Source organism: Pseudomonas sp. LAMO17WK12:I5 (assembly GCF_900215165.1).
GTDB lineage: Bacteria > Pseudomonadota > Gammaproteobacteria > Pseudomonadales > Pseudomonadaceae > Aquipseudomonas > Aquipseudomonas putida_A.
In genome coordinates, this window is sequence record NZ_OBDS01000008.1 from 274,283 (window position 1) to 289,448 (window position 15,166).

Annotated in this window: 13 protein-coding genes; 1 reads left to right on the forward strand and 12 read right to left on the reverse strand. The window is 62.7% G+C overall.

What is annotated here, in order from left to right:
* The first annotated feature begins 26 nt into the window (after nt 1–26).
* On the forward strand, nt 27–3,266 hold the full coding sequence (gene rne / locus CRO59_RS16350) for a ribonuclease E (protein WP_097088455.1): 3,240 nt from the start codon (nt 27–29) through the stop codon (nt 3,264–3,266).
* 189 nt (nt 3,267–3,455) lie between these two features.
* On the opposite strand, the gene CRO59_RS16355 is transcribed toward rne, so the two are convergent.
* From CRO59_RS16355 to CRO59_RS16415, 12 genes are all read right to left on the reverse strand, one after another.
* Nucleotides 3,456–4,052 carry a nucleotidyltransferase family protein gene (locus CRO59_RS16355; protein WP_097088457.1) on the reverse strand — a complete coding sequence of 199 codons (597 nt, stop codon included), beginning with the start codon at nt 4,050–4,052 and terminating at the stop codon, nt 3,456–3,458.
* Nucleotides 4,049–5,029, reverse strand: coding sequence for an XdhC family protein (locus CRO59_RS16360; RefSeq protein WP_097088459.1), 981 nt, complete (start codon nt 5,027–5,029; stop codon nt 4,049–4,051). The genes CRO59_RS16355 and CRO59_RS16360 overlap by 4 nt, the downstream gene beginning before the upstream one ends.
* Nucleotides 5,029–7,350 (reverse strand): xanthine dehydrogenase family protein molybdopterin-binding subunit, encoded by a 2,322-nt coding sequence (locus CRO59_RS16365; protein WP_097088461.1) that lies wholly within the window; start codon nt 7,348–7,350, stop codon nt 5,029–5,031. The genes CRO59_RS16360 and CRO59_RS16365 overlap by 1 nt, the downstream gene beginning before the upstream one ends.
* The gene (locus tag CRO59_RS16370; RefSeq protein ID WP_027612345.1) at nt 7,347–7,817 is read right to left on the reverse strand and encodes a (2Fe-2S)-binding protein; all 471 of its coding nucleotides are present in this window, start codon (nt 7,815–7,817) and stop codon (nt 7,347–7,349) included. The genes CRO59_RS16365 and CRO59_RS16370 overlap by 4 nt, the downstream gene beginning before the upstream one ends.
* Nucleotides 7,818–8,212: 395 nt before the next feature.
* The gene (murB, locus tag CRO59_RS16380) at nt 8,213–9,232 is read right to left on the reverse strand and encodes a UDP-N-acetylmuramate dehydrogenase (protein WP_097088463.1); all 1,020 of its coding nucleotides are present in this window, start codon (nt 9,230–9,232) and stop codon (nt 8,213–8,215) included.
* Nucleotides 9,229–9,693 carry a low molecular weight protein-tyrosine-phosphatase gene (locus CRO59_RS16385; protein WP_097088465.1) on the reverse strand — a complete coding sequence of 155 codons (465 nt, stop codon included), beginning with the start codon at nt 9,691–9,693 and terminating at the stop codon, nt 9,229–9,231. The genes murB and CRO59_RS16385 overlap by 4 nt, the downstream gene beginning before the upstream one ends.
* On the reverse strand, nt 9,693–10,457 hold the full coding sequence (gene kdsB, locus CRO59_RS16390; RefSeq protein WP_097088468.1) for a 3-deoxy-manno-octulosonate cytidylyltransferase: 765 nt from the start codon (nt 10,455–10,457) through the stop codon (nt 9,693–9,695). Before kdsB ends, CRO59_RS16385 begins: the two co-directional genes overlap by 1 nt.
* Nucleotides 10,454–10,639, reverse strand: coding sequence for a Trm112 family protein (locus CRO59_RS16395; RefSeq protein ID WP_003174668.1), 186 nt, complete (start codon nt 10,637–10,639; stop codon nt 10,454–10,456). The genes kdsB and CRO59_RS16395 overlap by 4 nt, the downstream gene beginning before the upstream one ends.
* Nucleotides 10,640–10,660: 21 nt before the next feature.
* The gene (gene lpxK / locus CRO59_RS16400) at nt 10,661–11,671 is read right to left on the reverse strand and encodes a tetraacyldisaccharide 4'-kinase (protein ID WP_097088470.1); all 1,011 of its coding nucleotides are present in this window, start codon (nt 11,669–11,671) and stop codon (nt 10,661–10,663) included.
* The gene (locus tag CRO59_RS16405; protein ID WP_097088472.1) at nt 11,671–12,099 is read right to left on the reverse strand and encodes a biopolymer transporter ExbD; all 429 of its coding nucleotides are present in this window, start codon (nt 12,097–12,099) and stop codon (nt 11,671–11,673) included. Before CRO59_RS16405 ends, lpxK begins: the two co-directional genes overlap by 1 nt.
* Nucleotides 12,096–12,731: a MotA/TolQ/ExbB proton channel family protein gene (locus CRO59_RS16410; RefSeq protein ID WP_003227083.1), complete on the reverse strand. Its 636-nt coding sequence runs from the start codon at nt 12,729–12,731 to the stop codon at nt 12,096–12,098. Before CRO59_RS16410 ends, CRO59_RS16405 begins: the two co-directional genes overlap by 4 nt.
* A gap of 111 nt (nt 12,732–12,842) precedes the next feature.
* Nucleotides 12,843–15,056 (reverse strand): DNA internalization-related competence protein ComEC/Rec2, encoded by a 2,214-nt coding sequence (locus CRO59_RS16415; protein WP_097088474.1) that lies wholly within the window; start codon nt 15,054–15,056, stop codon nt 12,843–12,845.
* Between the last annotated feature and the right edge of the window lie 110 nt (nt 15,057–15,166).

Consider the following 15,166-nt stretch of genomic DNA (forward strand, 5'->3'; position numbering starts at 1 on the left):
GGCAGCCCGGAAACCGACGGTACTACATGAAAAGAATGCTGATTAACGCAACTCAACCCGAAGAGTTGCGTGTTGCACTGGTAGATGGCCAACGCCTCTACGACCTGGACATCGAATCCGGTGCACGCGAGCAGAAGAAGGCCAACATCTACAAAGGCCGTATCACTCGCATCGAACCAAGCCTTGAGGCTGCCTTTGTCGATTTCGGCTCCGAGCGCCACGGCTTCCTGCCCCTCAAAGAAATCTCCCGCGAATACTTCAAGAAAGCCCCTGAAGGCCGCGTCAACATCAAGGACGTCCTGAGCGAAGGCCAGGAAGTCATCGTTCAGGTCGAAAAAGAAGAACGTGGCAACAAGGGCGCCGCCCTGACCACCTTCATCAGCCTGGCCGGTCGTTACCTCGTGCTGATGCCGAACAACCCTCGTGCCGGCGGTATCTCCCGTCGCATCGAAGGCGAAGAGCGCAACGAACTGCGTGAAGCGCTGAACGGTCTGGTTGCTCCAGCCGACATGGGTCTGATCGTGCGCACTGCCGGCCTGGGCCGCAGCAGCGAAGAAATGCAGTGGGACCTCGACTACCTGCTGCAACTGTGGACTGCCATCAAAGAAGCCTCGCTGGATCGCTCCGCGCCATTCCTGATCTATCAGGAAAGCAACGTGATCATCCGCGCCATCCGCGATTACCTGCGCCAGGACATCGGCGAAGTGCTGATCGACAGCGTTGAAGCCCAGGACGAAGCCCTGACCTTCATCCGCCAGGTGATGCCGCAGTACGCCAGCAAGATCAAGCTGTACGAAGACAGCGTGCCGCTGTTCAACCGTTTCCAGATCGAAAGCCAGATCGAGACCGCTTTCCAGCGCGTCGTCGAACTGCCTTCCGGCGGCTCCATCGTCATCGATCCGACCGAAGCCCTGGTGTCCATCGACATCAACTCGGCGCGTGCCACCAAAGGCAGCGACATCGAAGAAACCGCGCTGCAGACCAACCTTGAAGCCGCCGAAGAAATCGCCCGTCAGTTGCGCCTGCGCGACATCGGCGGCCTGATCGTCATCGACTTCATCGACATGACCCCGGCCAAGAACCAGCGCGCCGTGGAAGAGAAAGTCCGCGAATGCCTGGAAGCCGACCGCGCTCGCGTGCAGATCGGCCGCATCTCGCGCTTCGGCCTGCTGGAAATGTCCCGTCAGCGCCTGCGTCCATCGCTGGGCGAAAGCAGCGGCATCGTCTGCCCGCGCTGCAACGGCACCGGCATCATCCGTGACGTCGAATCGCTGTCGCTGGCGATCCTGCGCCTGATCGAAGAAGAAGCCCTGAAAGACCGCACGGCCGAAGTGCGCGCTCAGGTGCCGATCCCGGTCGCCGCGTTCCTGCTCAACGAAAAACGCAACTCGATCACCAAGATCGAACTGCGCACCCGTGCCCGTATCGTCATTCTGCCGAACGATCACCTGGAAACCCCGCACTTCGAAGTTCAGCGTCTGCGTGACGACAGCCCGGAAGCTGCGACCAACCAGTCCAGCTACGAAATCGCTGCTGCCGCTGCCGAAGTCGAAGAAGTCCAGCCAGCCGCTGCGACCCGCACCCTGGTTCGCCAGGAAGCCGCGGTCAAGACTGCGCCGGCCCGTGCCAATGCGCCGGTGCCGACCGAAGTCGCCGCGCCTGTCGCTGCTGCACCGGCTCCGGTTGCCGCGCCAGAGCCAAGCCTGTTCAAAGGCCTGGTGAAATCGCTGGTCAGCCTGTTCGCGACCAAAGAAGAGCCAGCCGCTCCGGTCGTCGTTGAAAAACCGGCCACCGAGCGTCCGGCCCGCAACGAAGAGCGTCGCAACGGTCGTCAGCAGAGCCGCAACCGTAACGGTCGCCGCGATGAAGAGCGCAAGCCGCGCGAAGAACGTGCACCGCGTGAAGAACGCGCCCCACGCGAACCGCGTGAAGAGCGTCAGCCACGTGAAGCCCGTGAAGTTCGCGAGCCGCGTGAAGCCCGCAGCGAAGCGCCAACCGCCCGCGAAGAACGCGCACCACGCGCTCCGCGTGAAGAACGTGCACCACGTGCGCCGCGCGAAGACCGCAAGCCACGTGGCGAGCGTGAAGAGCGTGTACGTGAACTGCGCGAACCACTGGACGCCGCTCCGGCTGCACCCGTAGCAGCTGCCGCTGCCGCTGTGGTCGCAGAAGAACGTCCGGCCCGTCAGCCACGCGAAGAGCGCGCACCGCGCCCACCGCGTGAAGAGCGTCAACCACGTGCCGAGCAAGCTGCTGCTGCCGTTGCTGAAGAAGAAGTGAACAGCAACGAAGAGCAACTGCCGGAAGACGGTCAGGACAACGCCGAAGGCGATCGTCCACGTCGTCGCTCCCGTGGTCAGCGTCGTCGCAGCAACCGTCGCGAGCGTCAGCGTGATGCCAACGGCAACGTGATCGAAGGTTCGGAAGAGTCCGAGTCCGGCGAACACGCTGAAACAGCACCAAGCGCTGCCGATCTGGCTGCCGGCCTGGCCGTCACTGCCGCTGTTGCCAGCAGCGTGATCAGCGCTCCGGCCGAAGCACAGGCTCACGAGCAAGCCGAACGCGCCACCGCCGCTGTTCAGGAAACCGCTCCAGTGGAAGCGCCGGTTGTTGAGGCCACTACCCCAGTGGAAGTGGTTGCTGCTCCGGAAGTCGAAGTGGCACCGGTTCAAGAAACACTGCCTCAGGTTGAAGCTGCTGCACAACCTGCCGTTGAGGCGCCAGTCTTGGCCACAGAGCCGGTTGCTGAAACCGTCGCTGAAACCGTGACCGAAACCGTGCGTGAAGTTCGCGAAGAACAGACCGCGTTCAACTGGGTTGCCGAGCCTGCCGTCGCTGAAACGCCAGCGCCAGTCGTTGAAGCCCCAGTGGTTGAAGAAGCCAAGGCTGCCGCGCCAGTGGTCGAAGCCGCCGAACCTGCTCCAGCGCCAGTGGTTGAAACACCGGTGGTCGAAGCGCCAGTGGTTGCCGAAGCCCCTGCTCCAGTGGCTGAAGCCGCTCCCGTCAGCGCCCTGACGCCAAACGGCCGTGCGCCAAACGACCCACGTGAAGTGCGTCGCCGCAAGCGTGAAGCCGAGCGTCTGCAGAAGGAAGCCGAACTGGCTGCCGCTGCTGCTCCGGCTGCTGAAGTGGTCGAGGTTGCTGCCGTGACTGAAGAAGCGGTGGTTGAATCGGTGATCGCCGAAGCACCACGCTCCGTTCAGGACGCGGTCGAGCATCACCAGGCGACCGAGGAAAAACAGCACGAGCCTAAACCGCTCGTCTGATTCCGCAAGCCAATAAAAAGCCCCGCCTGAGCAATCAGGCGGGGCTTTTTCATGCCTCCAGTTCAAGCATCGCCCCGACTCCTTGTAGGAGTGAGCCTGCTCGCGATAGCGGTGTATCAGCCACCACAAATGACACTGACCCAACGCTATCGCGAGCAGGCTCACTCCTACAGAGGATTTATGCAGGGCTCAGGATTGAGGAAATACCAGAGACTCAGGCACATCGATATCCCACAACACCCCGGGATCATCCACCGCTACCTCAATCACCCTGCCCTGCTTGAACAAAGGCCTGGCGCCGCGATCACCACTCAATGCCTGCAAGCCCGGCCCGAACGAACGTCCGAACCCCACCGGATGCCCAAATTCGCCTTCCTGCACCGGCACACTAACCGCGTCATCGGTCATTGCCGCCACCACCCGCTCAATACTCGACGGCAGGATAAACGGCATGTCCCCCAACACGATCAGCCAGCCATCTGCATCCGGACAAACCGCGACGCCAGCCGCAATACTGTCACCCATCCCGGTCGATTCAATCGAGACCACGTCACAGCCATAAGCCTGAGCCATGCGCATCGCCTGCGGCCGTGCTTCAGTGGTCACCAGCACCCGCTTGTCGAGATTGGCCGGCAGACTCAGCAACACCTGCTCGATCACCGAGCGCACCGCGCCATCACGCCCGGTGCAATCGGCCAGCAACTTGTCCTTGTCGGCACCGGCAACCTGGCGAAAGCGACTGCCCTCGCCCGCCGCCAGCACAATCACTGCGATAGATCGACTCATGTGCCCTCCACGACTTTCTTCTGTTTCAACTCGACGCCGTTCTTGATCGCGACGATCTCCGCCAACAACGACAGAGCAATCTCCGCTGGCGAATGACTGCCGATGTGCAGACCGATCGGCCCGTGCAATCGCGCAATGGCAGCTTCTGACAAGCCCAGCTGAGCCAGATTGTCCCGGCGCTTCTGACTGTTGATCCGCGAACCGAGTGCACCGACATAGAAGGCCGGCGAATCGAGCGCGGTGAGCAACGCCATATCATCCAGACGGGGATCGTGAGTCAGCGCGACGATGGCTGTGCGTTCGTCCGTCTGAATGCTCAACACCGCGTCATCCGGCATACCCGGGACGAACCGTCCGTGGTGCTCTTCCCAGCCATAAACGAACTCGGTACGCGGATCGCAGATCAGCACTTCGAAATCCAGCAGCCGCGCCATATCCGCCACATAACGCGACAGCTGTCCGGCGCCGATCAACAACAGACGCCAGCGCGGACCATAAATGGCGCGCAGAGTCTTGCCGTCGAATTCGAGCGCATCGGATTTGCTCGCCGCCGACAGCAGCACCTCACCGGTTTCGATGTTCAGCTCGCGGGCGACAATTTCATGCGTTTCACAACGGGCGAGCAACTCGGCGACCCACGCCGGATCAGCGACCCGCTCCTCGGTCAGGCGCAGCGTGCCGCCACAGGGCAAGCCGAAACGCGCCGCTTCCTCGCGGGTGACGCCATAGGTAATCAGTTGCACTGGCGGGCCGTCGCTGGCGATGCGCCCGTCGTGCAGACGGGCGATCAAGTCATCCTCGACACAACCGCCGGACACCGAGCCGATCACCACGCCGTCCTCACGTAACGCGAGCATCGCGCCGGGTGCCCGGGGCGCAGTGCCCCAGGTCTGCACCACGCTGAACAGCACCACCCGCTGCCCGGCGCGGCGCCATTCGAGCACGCTGCGCAGGACGTTGAGATCGGCGCTGTCCATTACGCCTGCGCCTTCTGCCAACCCTGCAACTGATAACGCACCGGCAAGTTACGGATGCGCCGGCCGGTGGCGGCGAAGATCGCATTGCACAGTGCCGGCGCAATCGGCGGCACGCCGGGTTCACCGACACCACCCAACGGCACGTCGCCCGGCGGCGTCACCAAATGCACCGCGATTTCCTTCGGCGCCAGCGACATGCGCGCCACTTCGTACATATGGAAGTTGTCCTGCTGGACCTTGCCATCCTTGAAGCTGATTTCACCCAGCACCGCGTTGCCCAGGCCCATCACGCAGGCGCCCTCGAACTGCGAACGGATACGTTCAGGGTTGATCTGCGGCCCGCAATCAACAGCGATGTCAGCCTTGTGCACGATCAGCGTACCGTCGTCCTTGACCTCGACTTCGATCACCGCCGCCACATAGGTGACGAAGCTGTAATGCACCGCCAGACCGAGGCCTCGGCCCTTGGGCAATTGGCGCCCCCAGCCGGCAGCCTTGGCCGCGGTTTCCAATACCGTGCGCATGCGCCCGGTGTCGATCGGGTAGCGCTCGGGGGATTCGCCGTAGTTCCACTCCTCACTCAGGGTACGCGGGTCGATCTGCCGATCCGGGCCGAGCAACTTGATCTGGTACTTGAGCGGATCGACGCCAGCCTTGTGCGCCAGTTCGTCGACGAAACTCTGAATCGCAAAACCGTGAGGAATGTTCGACACCGAGCGATACCAGCCGACGCGGGTATGCACCGTGGCTTCGGGGTTTTCCAGGCGCACGCTGGGAATCGCGTAAGCCATATTGGTGAAACCCATGCCCAGTTCGAACGCCGCTTCATGGTTCATGCCCGGGGCGAACAGCGCAGTGATGCTCGGCGCCACTGTGCGATGCAGCCAGCCGGAGGGCATGCCGTCCTTGCCGACAGCGGCTTTCAAATACTCGGCGGACACCGTGTGGAAATACGAGTTGTGGATGTCATCCTCGCGGGTCCATTGCACCCGCACGGCTTTACCGGGGAACTCCTTGGCAAGGATCGCTGCTTCGACGACGAAATCCGGCTTCGATTTACGGCCGAAACCGCCACCGAGCAGCGTGACGTTGAAGGTGACATTGTCGAACGGCAGCCCGAGGCGCTCGGCGATGCGCTCGCGAGTTACCTGCGGCGCCTGACTCGGCGCCCACGCTTCACACACACCTTTGTCGTAGCGCGCGATGGCAACCATCGGCTCCATCGGTGCCTGCGCCAGATGCGGCAGATAGTAGGACGCTTCGAGACTGCTCGCTGCGCCGCTCAGGGCTTTGTCGATATCGCCAGTGTTGCGTACCATTTTGCCGGGTTTGCGCGCCGCTGCTTCCAGTTCCTTGCGATAAGCGATCGAGTCATAACTGGCGTTGGGGCCGTCGTCCCACTCGATCTTCAGCGCCTCGCGGCCCTTGATCGCCGCCCAGGTATTGCTGGCAATCACCGCTACGCCGCCCAGCGGCTGGAATTCCGAAGGCAGCGGACGGCTCTCGATCTGCATGACCTTCAGCACACCCGGAACCTTCAGCGCAGCGCTGTCATCCAGCGACTTGACCTTGCCGCCGTACACCGCCGGACGGGCGATGGTGGCGTAGAGCATGCCGTCGAAATGCACGTCCGCGCCGTACACCGCGCGCCCGTTGACGATATCGGCACCGTCGATGGCTTTGGTGCCTTCCTTGCCGATGTAGCGAAACTCCGACGGCTGCTTGAAGCGCAGGCTGTCACGGGCCGGCACCGCCAGTGCACTGGCGGCAGCGGCAAGTTCGCCGTAACCCAGCTCGCGACCGGACGGTTTATGCAGGACTTTGTGCAGCTGCGCCTGGCACTCGCCCACCGGCACCTGCCATTGCGCGGCGGCGGCTTGTTCCAGCATGGTCCGGGCCGCCGCGCCGCAACGACGCATCGGCTCATACCAGTGACGCATGCTGCGCGAACCGTCAGTGTCCTGGTTGCCGAAACGTACTTCGTCACCCGGCGCCTGTTGCACTTTGACCTTGGCCCAATCGGCGTCCAGTTCGTCGGCAACTACCATGGTCAGGCTGGTGCGCACACCCTGGCCCATTTCCGAGCGGTTGCAGACCACGGTGACCGTGCCATCCGCGGCGATGCTGACGTAGACCTTGGGATCGTCGATCCAGCCATTGGGCATGCCGTCGGCACCGAACTTCTTCGGCGCGTCTTCAGCCAGTGCATCCTGCCAGCCCCAACTCGCGGCCAGCACCAATACGCCCGTAGCGCCAACGCCTTTGAGAAAACCGCGACGGCTGAGATTGCTCAGGGCGAAATCATTCGGCAAGCGGCTCATGCCTTGGCCTCCTTCAAGTGAGTGGAGGCCTGGCGGATCGCGGTCTTGATCCGGTTGTAAGTGCCGCACCGGCAAATGTTGCCGACCATTGCCTCTTCGATCTGCTCGTCGCTCGGATCGGGGTTGGTCTTGAGCAACGCGGTGGCGGACATGATCTGCCCGCCCTGACAAAAACCACACTGCGCCACGGCGCTATCGAGCCAGGCTTGCTGCACCACCTGCCCGACCGGATCGGCGTGCAGATTGTCGATGGTGGTGACGTTTTGCCCGACCACCGAGCCGATCGGCGTGATGCAACTGCGCGCCGGCAAGCCGTCGATATGAATGGTGCAGGCACCGCACAGGCCCATGCCGCAGCCGAATTTGGTGCCGTTGTATCCGGCGACATCACGGATTGCCCACAGCAGCGGCATGTCTTCGGTGACGTCCAGTGGGTGATCCTGGCCATTGAGTTTCAGGGTAATCATGGGCACGCCCGCATATTCTTGGTGGTTATGGGGTCGAGCAGAACTGGCGGTGGTTCACGCAGATCGACTCAGGCTAATGGGCCAATACACATCAGTGAAGCCGAACACTGAGCCTGTGGCGAGGGTGCTTGCTCCCGCTGGACTGCGGAGCAGGCCCTTCTTGAAAGCTGGGCCGCTACGCGCCCCAGCGGGAGCAAGCTCCCTCGCCACAGGGTCATCGCTGACTGATATGTGGTTGGCACAGGCTCTCTTGTGCCGACGCGAACGTCTGCACCGGGCCTTTGGTGGAGCAAATGACGGTTATCGTTAGCTGGCTAAGTTAACCCACCGTTAATAAAAAAGCCCTGCACTTTTTGTTCAGTGCAGGGCTTTGGATACCGACCTGAAGCGTAGCCTCAATAGCGGTTCGGCTCCATTTCCAGTTCGACATTGAAACGTTCGGCAATATCTTTCTGGATGCGTTGCGCCAGCTCCAGCAATTGCAGACCGGTCGCGGTGCCGTAGTTGACCAGCACCAGCGCCTGCAATTTATGCACGCCGGCATCGGCCTCGCGGAAACCTTTCCAGCCAGCGCGCTCGATCAACCAGCCGGCGGCCAGTTTCATCTGCCCGTCCGCTTGCGCATAGGCCACCAGATCCGGGTGCTGCGCCTTGATCTGCTCGACCAGCGCGGCCGACACCAGCGGATTCTTGAAGAAACTGCCGGCATTGCCGAGCACCGCCGGATCCGGCAGTTTTTCGCTGCGGATACTGCAGATCGCGCGGCTGACGTCGCTGGGTGTCGGTTGCTCGATGCCTTGCTCGGTCAGGCGCTGACGCACCGGGCCGTATTCCAGATGCAGATGCGCAACACGATCGAGCTTGAAGCGCACCCGCAGGATCAGCCAACGCCCCGGCTGCTGCTTGAACAGGCTGTCGCGGTAGGCGAAGTTGCATTCTTCCAGGCTGAAGTCGCGCAGCTCGCCGGTCTGGCGATCCAGCGCGGTCAGCCCGGCGAACACATCCTTGATCTCGACGCCGTAGGCGCCGATGTTCTGCATCGGCGCCGCGCCCACGGTGCCGGGGATCAGGCTGAGGTTTTCCAGACCGGAAAAACCCAGCGCCAGCGTGTGCTGCACGAACGGGTGCCATGGCTCACCGGCTTCAGCCTCGATCACCACGCGGCTGCCGTCATCGCTGATCAGCCGAATGCCACGGCTGGCCATGCGCAGCACCAGTGCAGGGATGTCCGCGGTCAGCAGCAGGTTGCTGCCGCCGCCGATCACCAGCAATGGCAGGTCATGGGCAGTTGAATAGGCCAGCGCTTCGCGCACGTCGGCATCGCTGTGGGCCTCGGCGAACAACTGCGCGCGAACGTCGACGCCGAAACTGTTGAACGGTTTCAGCGAAACCTGTGATTGAAGCTGCAAACTCATAACCGGCCCTTCACTTCGATCAACACTTGGTCACAGGCTGCCTCGATCAGATCCAGTACCTGCTCGAAGCCCTGATCGCCGTCGTAGTACGGATCCGGCACTTCATCGACCACACCGGCATAACGCCGCAGGAACAGGTCCAGCTCGGCCTTGCCGGTGGACGGCTGCAGCGCCTTGAGGTTGCGCAGGTTGCTGTTGTCCATGGCCAGAATCAGGTCGTAACTGGCGAAATCGGCGCGGCTGACCTGCTGCGCGCGTTGCGCCGACAGGTCATAACCACGCACTTTGGCTGCAGCCTGGCTGCGCTTGTCCGGCGGATTACCGACGTGCCAGTCACCGGTGCCGGCGGACGCCACTTCGACCTGATCCGCCAGCCCCGCTTCGCGCAATTTGTGGCGTAGCACGCCTTCAGCAGTGGGCGAACGGCAGATGTTGCCCAGGCACACGAACAGAACGCGCATCAGGCCTCCAGCAGGCGACGAACGCGCTCGAGGTCTTCAACGGTGTCGACGCCGGTTGGCGGCGCGATCAACGCGTCGGCGACATGAATCCGCACGCCATGCCACAAGGCACGCAGTTGTTCGAGGGATTCAGTGTTTTCCAGCCAGCACGGGCCCCAGCTCACGAAGTCCTGAAGGAACCCGGCGCGGTAGGCATAAATGCCGATGTGGCGACGGTACGGCACGCCTTCCGGCAACTGCTCGCGGCTCTTGGCGAAGGCATCGCGGGCCCACGGCAAGGTGGCGCGGCTAAAGGTCAGCGCCAGACCATTGAGGTCGCTGACGACCTTGACCACGTTCGGGTTGAACAGGGTTTCGACGTCTTCGATCGGCTCGGCCAGGGTGGCCATGCGCGCTTCGGTGTGGGCCGCGAGATTGGCCGCGACCTGATCGATCACGCTCGGCGGGATCAGCGGCTCATCACCCTGCACGTTGACCACGATCGCGTCCGGTGCAAGACCCAGCTTCGCCGCGACTTCCGCCAGGCGGTCAGTCCCGGAATTGTGATCTTCACGGGTCAGCACTACTTCCGCGCCGAACACTTTGCAGGCCTCGACGATGCGCGCATCGTCGGTCGCGACCACCACACGGCTGGCGCTGCTTTTGCTCGCCTGCTCCCAGACATGCTGGATCATCGGCTTGCCGGCGATATCCAGCAGCGGTTTGCCTGGCAGGCGGGTCGAGGCGTAACGCGACGGGATGACAACGGTGAAAGCAGTGGTCATTTATCCAGACGCTCGTCAGTGGTCAGGGTGCGCGCTTCGCTTTCGAGCATCACCGGGATGCCGTCGCGGATCGGATAGGCCAGACCGGCGCCCTTGCTGATCAGTTCGGTCTTGTCGGCGCTGAGCTTGAGCGGGCCTTTGCAGATCGGGCACGCGAGGATGTCGAGCAATTTGGTGTCCATGAACATTCCCTGGATGAAGAGTTAAGGCAAAAGACGATCGGGCAACAGGCGCATCAATTGGGTGTCGAACCAGGCCACGAAGGCCGGTGACGGCACGGCATCGACCGCCAGATACCACCAGTCGTCTGCTGCGAAGGCACGGCACTTCACCGCGTCCTTTTCGGTCATCACCAACGGCAATGACGGTGTGAAATTCAAGGCCTGCACGCTGTATTCGGCGTGGTCGGCAAACGCATGGGGGACTGCTCGCCAGTCTAGCGCTTCGAGGGTATTGAAGAAACGTTGCGGATTGCCGATCCCGGCCACCGCGTGCACCGATTGACCGGGCGAAAAATGATCGAGCGGCTTGCGCTCGCCACTGCGCAGATTGACCAGCGCCGTCGGTTGCAGGCGAAACGCGAAGCCATCTTCGCGATCCGCAGTGGCACCGTTGAACAGCACGCCATCGACGCTTTGCAGGCGTTCGATCGGCTCGCGCAACGGACCGGCCGGCAGGCAGCGCTGGTTGCCCAAACCACGGGCGGCGTCGATCAGCACCAGCTCCAGATCCCGCGCCATACGGTAATGCTGCATGCCGTCGTCAGACAGGATCAGGTCCAGCGGTTCACTGGCGAGCAAGGCTTTGACCGCCGCGCTGCGATCAGGGTCGATCATCAGCGGTATGCCGGTGCGCTGCACGATCAACAGCGGCTCGTCGCCCGCGATCTCGGCGCTCTGCTCGGCGGTGACCCGCCACGGCAGTTGCGGTGGTTTGGCGCCATAACCTCGGCTGACCACACCAACCCGCAGACCGGCGCGTCGGCAATGCTCGATCAGCCACAGAATCATCGGTGTCTTGCCGGTGCCGCCGACGGTGATGTTGCCGACCACGATCAACGGCACCGGAGGCTGATAGATCTGGCCTTCACCGTCAAGAAAACGCTGACGCTTGTTGACCACTACGCGGCGGTAGAGCATTTCCAGCGGCCGCAGCAGTGTCAGGGCCGGATGCCCCTGATACCACGCGGCGAGCAAACGATCGGACAGGCTCATCAGGATTTGGGCGCCGCCTCGACCGTGGTCATGCGCAAATGGCTGAAACCGAGCTTGCCGGCCGCGTCCATGGCGGTGATCACCGATTGGTGTTGGGTCTTGCCGTCGGCACTGATCGACAACGGCATGCTGGTGTCACCGTTGGCTTCTTTCTGCATGGCTTCCATCAGCGTCGCCAGGTCATTCTTCGGCAGAATCTTGTTGTTCACCGAGAACACGCCTTCGGCGCTGATCGCGACATCCAGTTGCTTGAGCTGCTGATCTTCGGCGGGCGAACCGCTGACCGATTCCGGCAGATCGACGCGCAACTGTGTCTCGCGGGTGAAGGTGGTGGTCACGACGAAAAACAGCAACAGGATGAACACCACGTCGATCAGCGACGCGAGGTTAATATCGATCGTTTCCCGGGGTTTGCGACGGAATTTCACGCTTTGTCCCCGGCCAGATCGACGTCACGGTCGCCCTGCACCACTTCGACCAGTTTGATCGCTTCCTGCTCCATGCCCACCACCAGCTCATCGATGCGGCGTTGCAGGAAACGGTGGAAGAACACCGACGGAATACCGACCATCAGGCCCGCCGCGGTGGTGATCAGTGCCTTGGAAATACCGCCGGCCAGGACCGAGGCGTTGGTGGTCATGCCGGAACCGGTGAAGGCGCTGAAAATGTCGATCATGCCCAATACCGTGCCCAACAGGCCCAGCAACGGCGACATGGCGGCAATCGTGCCCAGCGCGTTGACGTAGCGTTCGAGCTCGTGAATCACCCGCGCGGCGGCTTCTTCGATGCATTCCTTCATGATCTCGCGACCATGCTTGGAGTTGGCCAGGCCCGCGGCGAGGATTTCACCCAGCGGCGAGTTGGCGCGCAATTCCTTGAGCTTTTCTTTATTGAGCTGCTTGTCCTTGATCCAGACCCAGACCTGACCCAGCAGATGCTCGGGGGTGACGCGGCTGGCGCGCAGGGTCCACAGACGCTCGGCGACAATCGCCATGGCCGCGATGGAACTCAGAATGATCGGCAACATCATCCAGCCGCCGGATTTGACCAATTCCCACACAGTGACAGTCCCCTCGAAAAAGTGCGCCACTTTACCATACCGGTTCGCGATTAAGACCCGCTGCCCCGACGACCTGATGCCGCATTCGGCGATCCCGCGATCAATGGTGTTTCAGCGCCAGAAACGCCGTTGTTGACGCATCAGCCACGGCGCCTGAAAGCCGCCCAGGCGCAGTTGAATGGCGCCGTGCTGCGCGCTGTCGTAGATGCGCAGCCCTTGCTGGCGATAACGCGCGAGCACCAGCGGGTGCGGATGACCAAAGGAATTGCCCTGCCCCCGGGAGATCAGCACCGAATGCGGACGTAATGCCCGCAGCAAAGCCATCGAAGAGGAACTGCGGCTGCCATGGTGCGGCGCTTGCAGCCAGTGCGTCGGCAGCGCCAACGGACTTTCCAGCAAAACCCGTTCGGCAGCCGTGTCGATATCGCCGGTCAGCAGCAGCCGCTCGCCATTGGCCTCGATCTGCAACACACAGGAGCGCTGATTGCTGTCATGGGCCGCCGACCATTGCCACAGCTGAAAACTGACCCCGTCCCACTGCCATTGACGTCCACTTTCACAGGCCTCGGCCTGCAGGATGGCGGGCAGCCCCGGCGGATCGCCGCTGATCACCCGCGTCACTTTCAAGCCCCGCGATACTGCCAACGCACCACCGGCATGGTCGGCGTCGGCATGACTGAGCAGCATCAAATCAATGCGCTCGACCCCCAGTTTGTGCAGCGCCGGCAGCACCACCCGCTCCCCCAGATCGAAATCGCCGAAGCGTGGACCGGCGTCGTAGAGCAACGCGTGATGACGCGTGCGGATCAGGATCGCCAGGCCCTGACCGACATCGAGCTGCCAGACATCGGCCTGGCCCTCGGCTACTCGCTCGCGCGGCGGCGCCAGCAGAATCAACAGCAACGGCCAGCCCAACGGTCGCAACGGCACCCCACGCGGCAACAGCAACAGCAAGGCGCCGAGACTGCCGAGCAGCAAAACCCACCACGGCAGCGACGGCGAGATCCACGCCGGCCAAGCCCCGGCGATCAGCGACAAGCCACGAAACAGCCAGTCGATCAAACCACCGGCCAGCCACAACAAGCCTGCACCGACGTAAGGCACCGGCAACAACAGCGTGCCGAGCAGCGCCGGTGGCAGCACCAGCAGACTGACCCACGGCACCGCGAGCAGATTTGCCAATGGCCCGCTGAGGCTGATCGGCAGGTTCAGCGCCAGCAACACCGGGCACAGACCCAGCGCAATCAGCCATTGCGCGCGGGTCCAGGTCTGCCACCATTTCCACGCGCCGAGTCGCCCGCCGAAGGTGAAAATCAAAATCCCCACCGCGGCGAACGACAGCCACAAACCCGGACGCAAACTGGCTAACGGGTCGAGCAACAGCAACGCATCGAATGCCAGCAACAGCGGCCACCACGCGCCGAGATGGCGAAAGCGCAGGCGCCACAACAACACCAGCCCGACCATCACGCAGGCCCGTTGCACCGGTACATCAAACCCGGCGAGCAAGCCGTAGCCGAGCGCCGCGGCAAACGCCAGCCCGCAGGCCCATGGCAGCCATGGCCAGCGCAGCGGCCACCAGCCGTAGCGCGCCAGCCCGGCGACCAACAGATAGATGACCGCTGCCAACATCCCGATGTGTTGACCGGAAATCACCAGCAGATGCACGGTGCCGGTGTCCTGCAGGATCTGCCAATCCTCGCGACTGAGCCCGGAGCCGTCGCCGAGCACCAGTGCCGCCAATGCACCGCCCCGGCCTTGGGCATCGACTGCCAGCAAGCGCTGACGAATGCTGTCGCGCCATGCCCAATTTGCCTCGGCCAGGCGCTGACCATCCTTGATCGTGCCGGTCGCGCCGATGCGTTGCGCCAACAGCCAGGCTTCGTAATCGAAGGCGTCGGGATTGAGCAAACCACCGGGGCGCCTGAGCTTCACCGCCAGGCGCCAGCGCTCGCCGCTGTTGAGCGGCGGCCCGGCGTACCACGCCAGACGCATCAACGACGGCAATTTTTCGTGTCGCGAGCGGGCATCGGCCAACTCGAACCGCACCACGCCCTCGCTGGTTTGCGGCAAACCGACCACCCGCCCTTCGACCCAACGGGTTTCGCCGTCAAGCGCTTCCGGCAGGCGATCATTCAACGCCCATTGCGCACTGACGCACGCCCAGGTGAAACCGAATAGCAGAAACGCCAGGGGATAGCTGCGAAACGGCAGCAACATCAGTCCCACCAACGGCAACAACATCATCAACCCGACCGGCGGTAAAACCGGCAAAAAAACCGGAACCAGCAGACCGACTGCCAGCGCCATCATCCCTGTGCGCATAAGCCCGTCCTTGAGAGTTCCTGCATTAGGCGTAGCTGGTATGAGGGCGGGTCGTCGTCAACAATTGTCACAAAGTCTGAATGGGCGCTTCGTAGAATCCAGACATACTT

Excerpts from the sequence above, each read along its gene's own strand:
- CRO59_RS16360 (WP_097088459.1), bottom strand. The coding sequence starts at position 5,029 with ATGGACAGCGCCGATCTCAACGTCCTGCGCAGCGTGCTCGAATGGCGC.
- CRO59_RS16395 (WP_003174668.1), bottom strand. The coding sequence starts at position 10,639 with ATGGACACCAAATTGCTCGACATCCTCGCGTGCCCGATCTGCAAAGGC.
- murB (WP_097088463.1), bottom strand. The coding sequence starts at position 9,232 with ATGAGTTTGCAGCTTCAATCACAGGTTTCGCTGAAACCGTTCAACAGT.
- CRO59_RS16415 (WP_097088474.1), bottom strand. The coding sequence starts at position 15,056 with ATGCGCACAGGGATGATGGCGCTGGCAGTCGGTCTGCTGGTTCCGGTT.
- CRO59_RS16385 (WP_097088465.1), bottom strand. The coding sequence starts at position 9,693 with ATGCGCGTTCTGTTCGTGTGCCTGGGCAACATCTGCCGTTCGCCCACT.
- rne (WP_097088455.1), top strand. The coding sequence starts at position 27 with ATGAAAAGAATGCTGATTAACGCAACTCAACCCGAAGAGTTGCGTGTT.
- kdsB (WP_097088468.1), bottom strand. The coding sequence starts at position 10,457 with ATGACCACTGCTTTCACCGTTGTCATCCCGTCGCGTTACGCCTCGACC.
- CRO59_RS16370 (WP_027612345.1), bottom strand. The coding sequence starts at position 7,817 with ATGATTACCCTGAAACTCAATGGCCAGGATCACCCACTGGACGTCACC.
- CRO59_RS16365 (WP_097088461.1), bottom strand. The coding sequence starts at position 7,350 with ATGAGCCGCTTGCCGAATGATTTCGCCCTGAGCAATCTCAGCCGTCGC.
- lpxK (WP_097088470.1), bottom strand. The coding sequence starts at position 11,671 with ATGAGCCTGTCCGATCGTTTGCTCGCCGCGTGGTATCAGGGGCATCCG.
- CRO59_RS16355 (WP_097088457.1), bottom strand. The coding sequence starts at position 4,052 with ATGAGTCGATCTATCGCAGTGATTGTGCTGGCGGCGGGCGAGGGCAGT.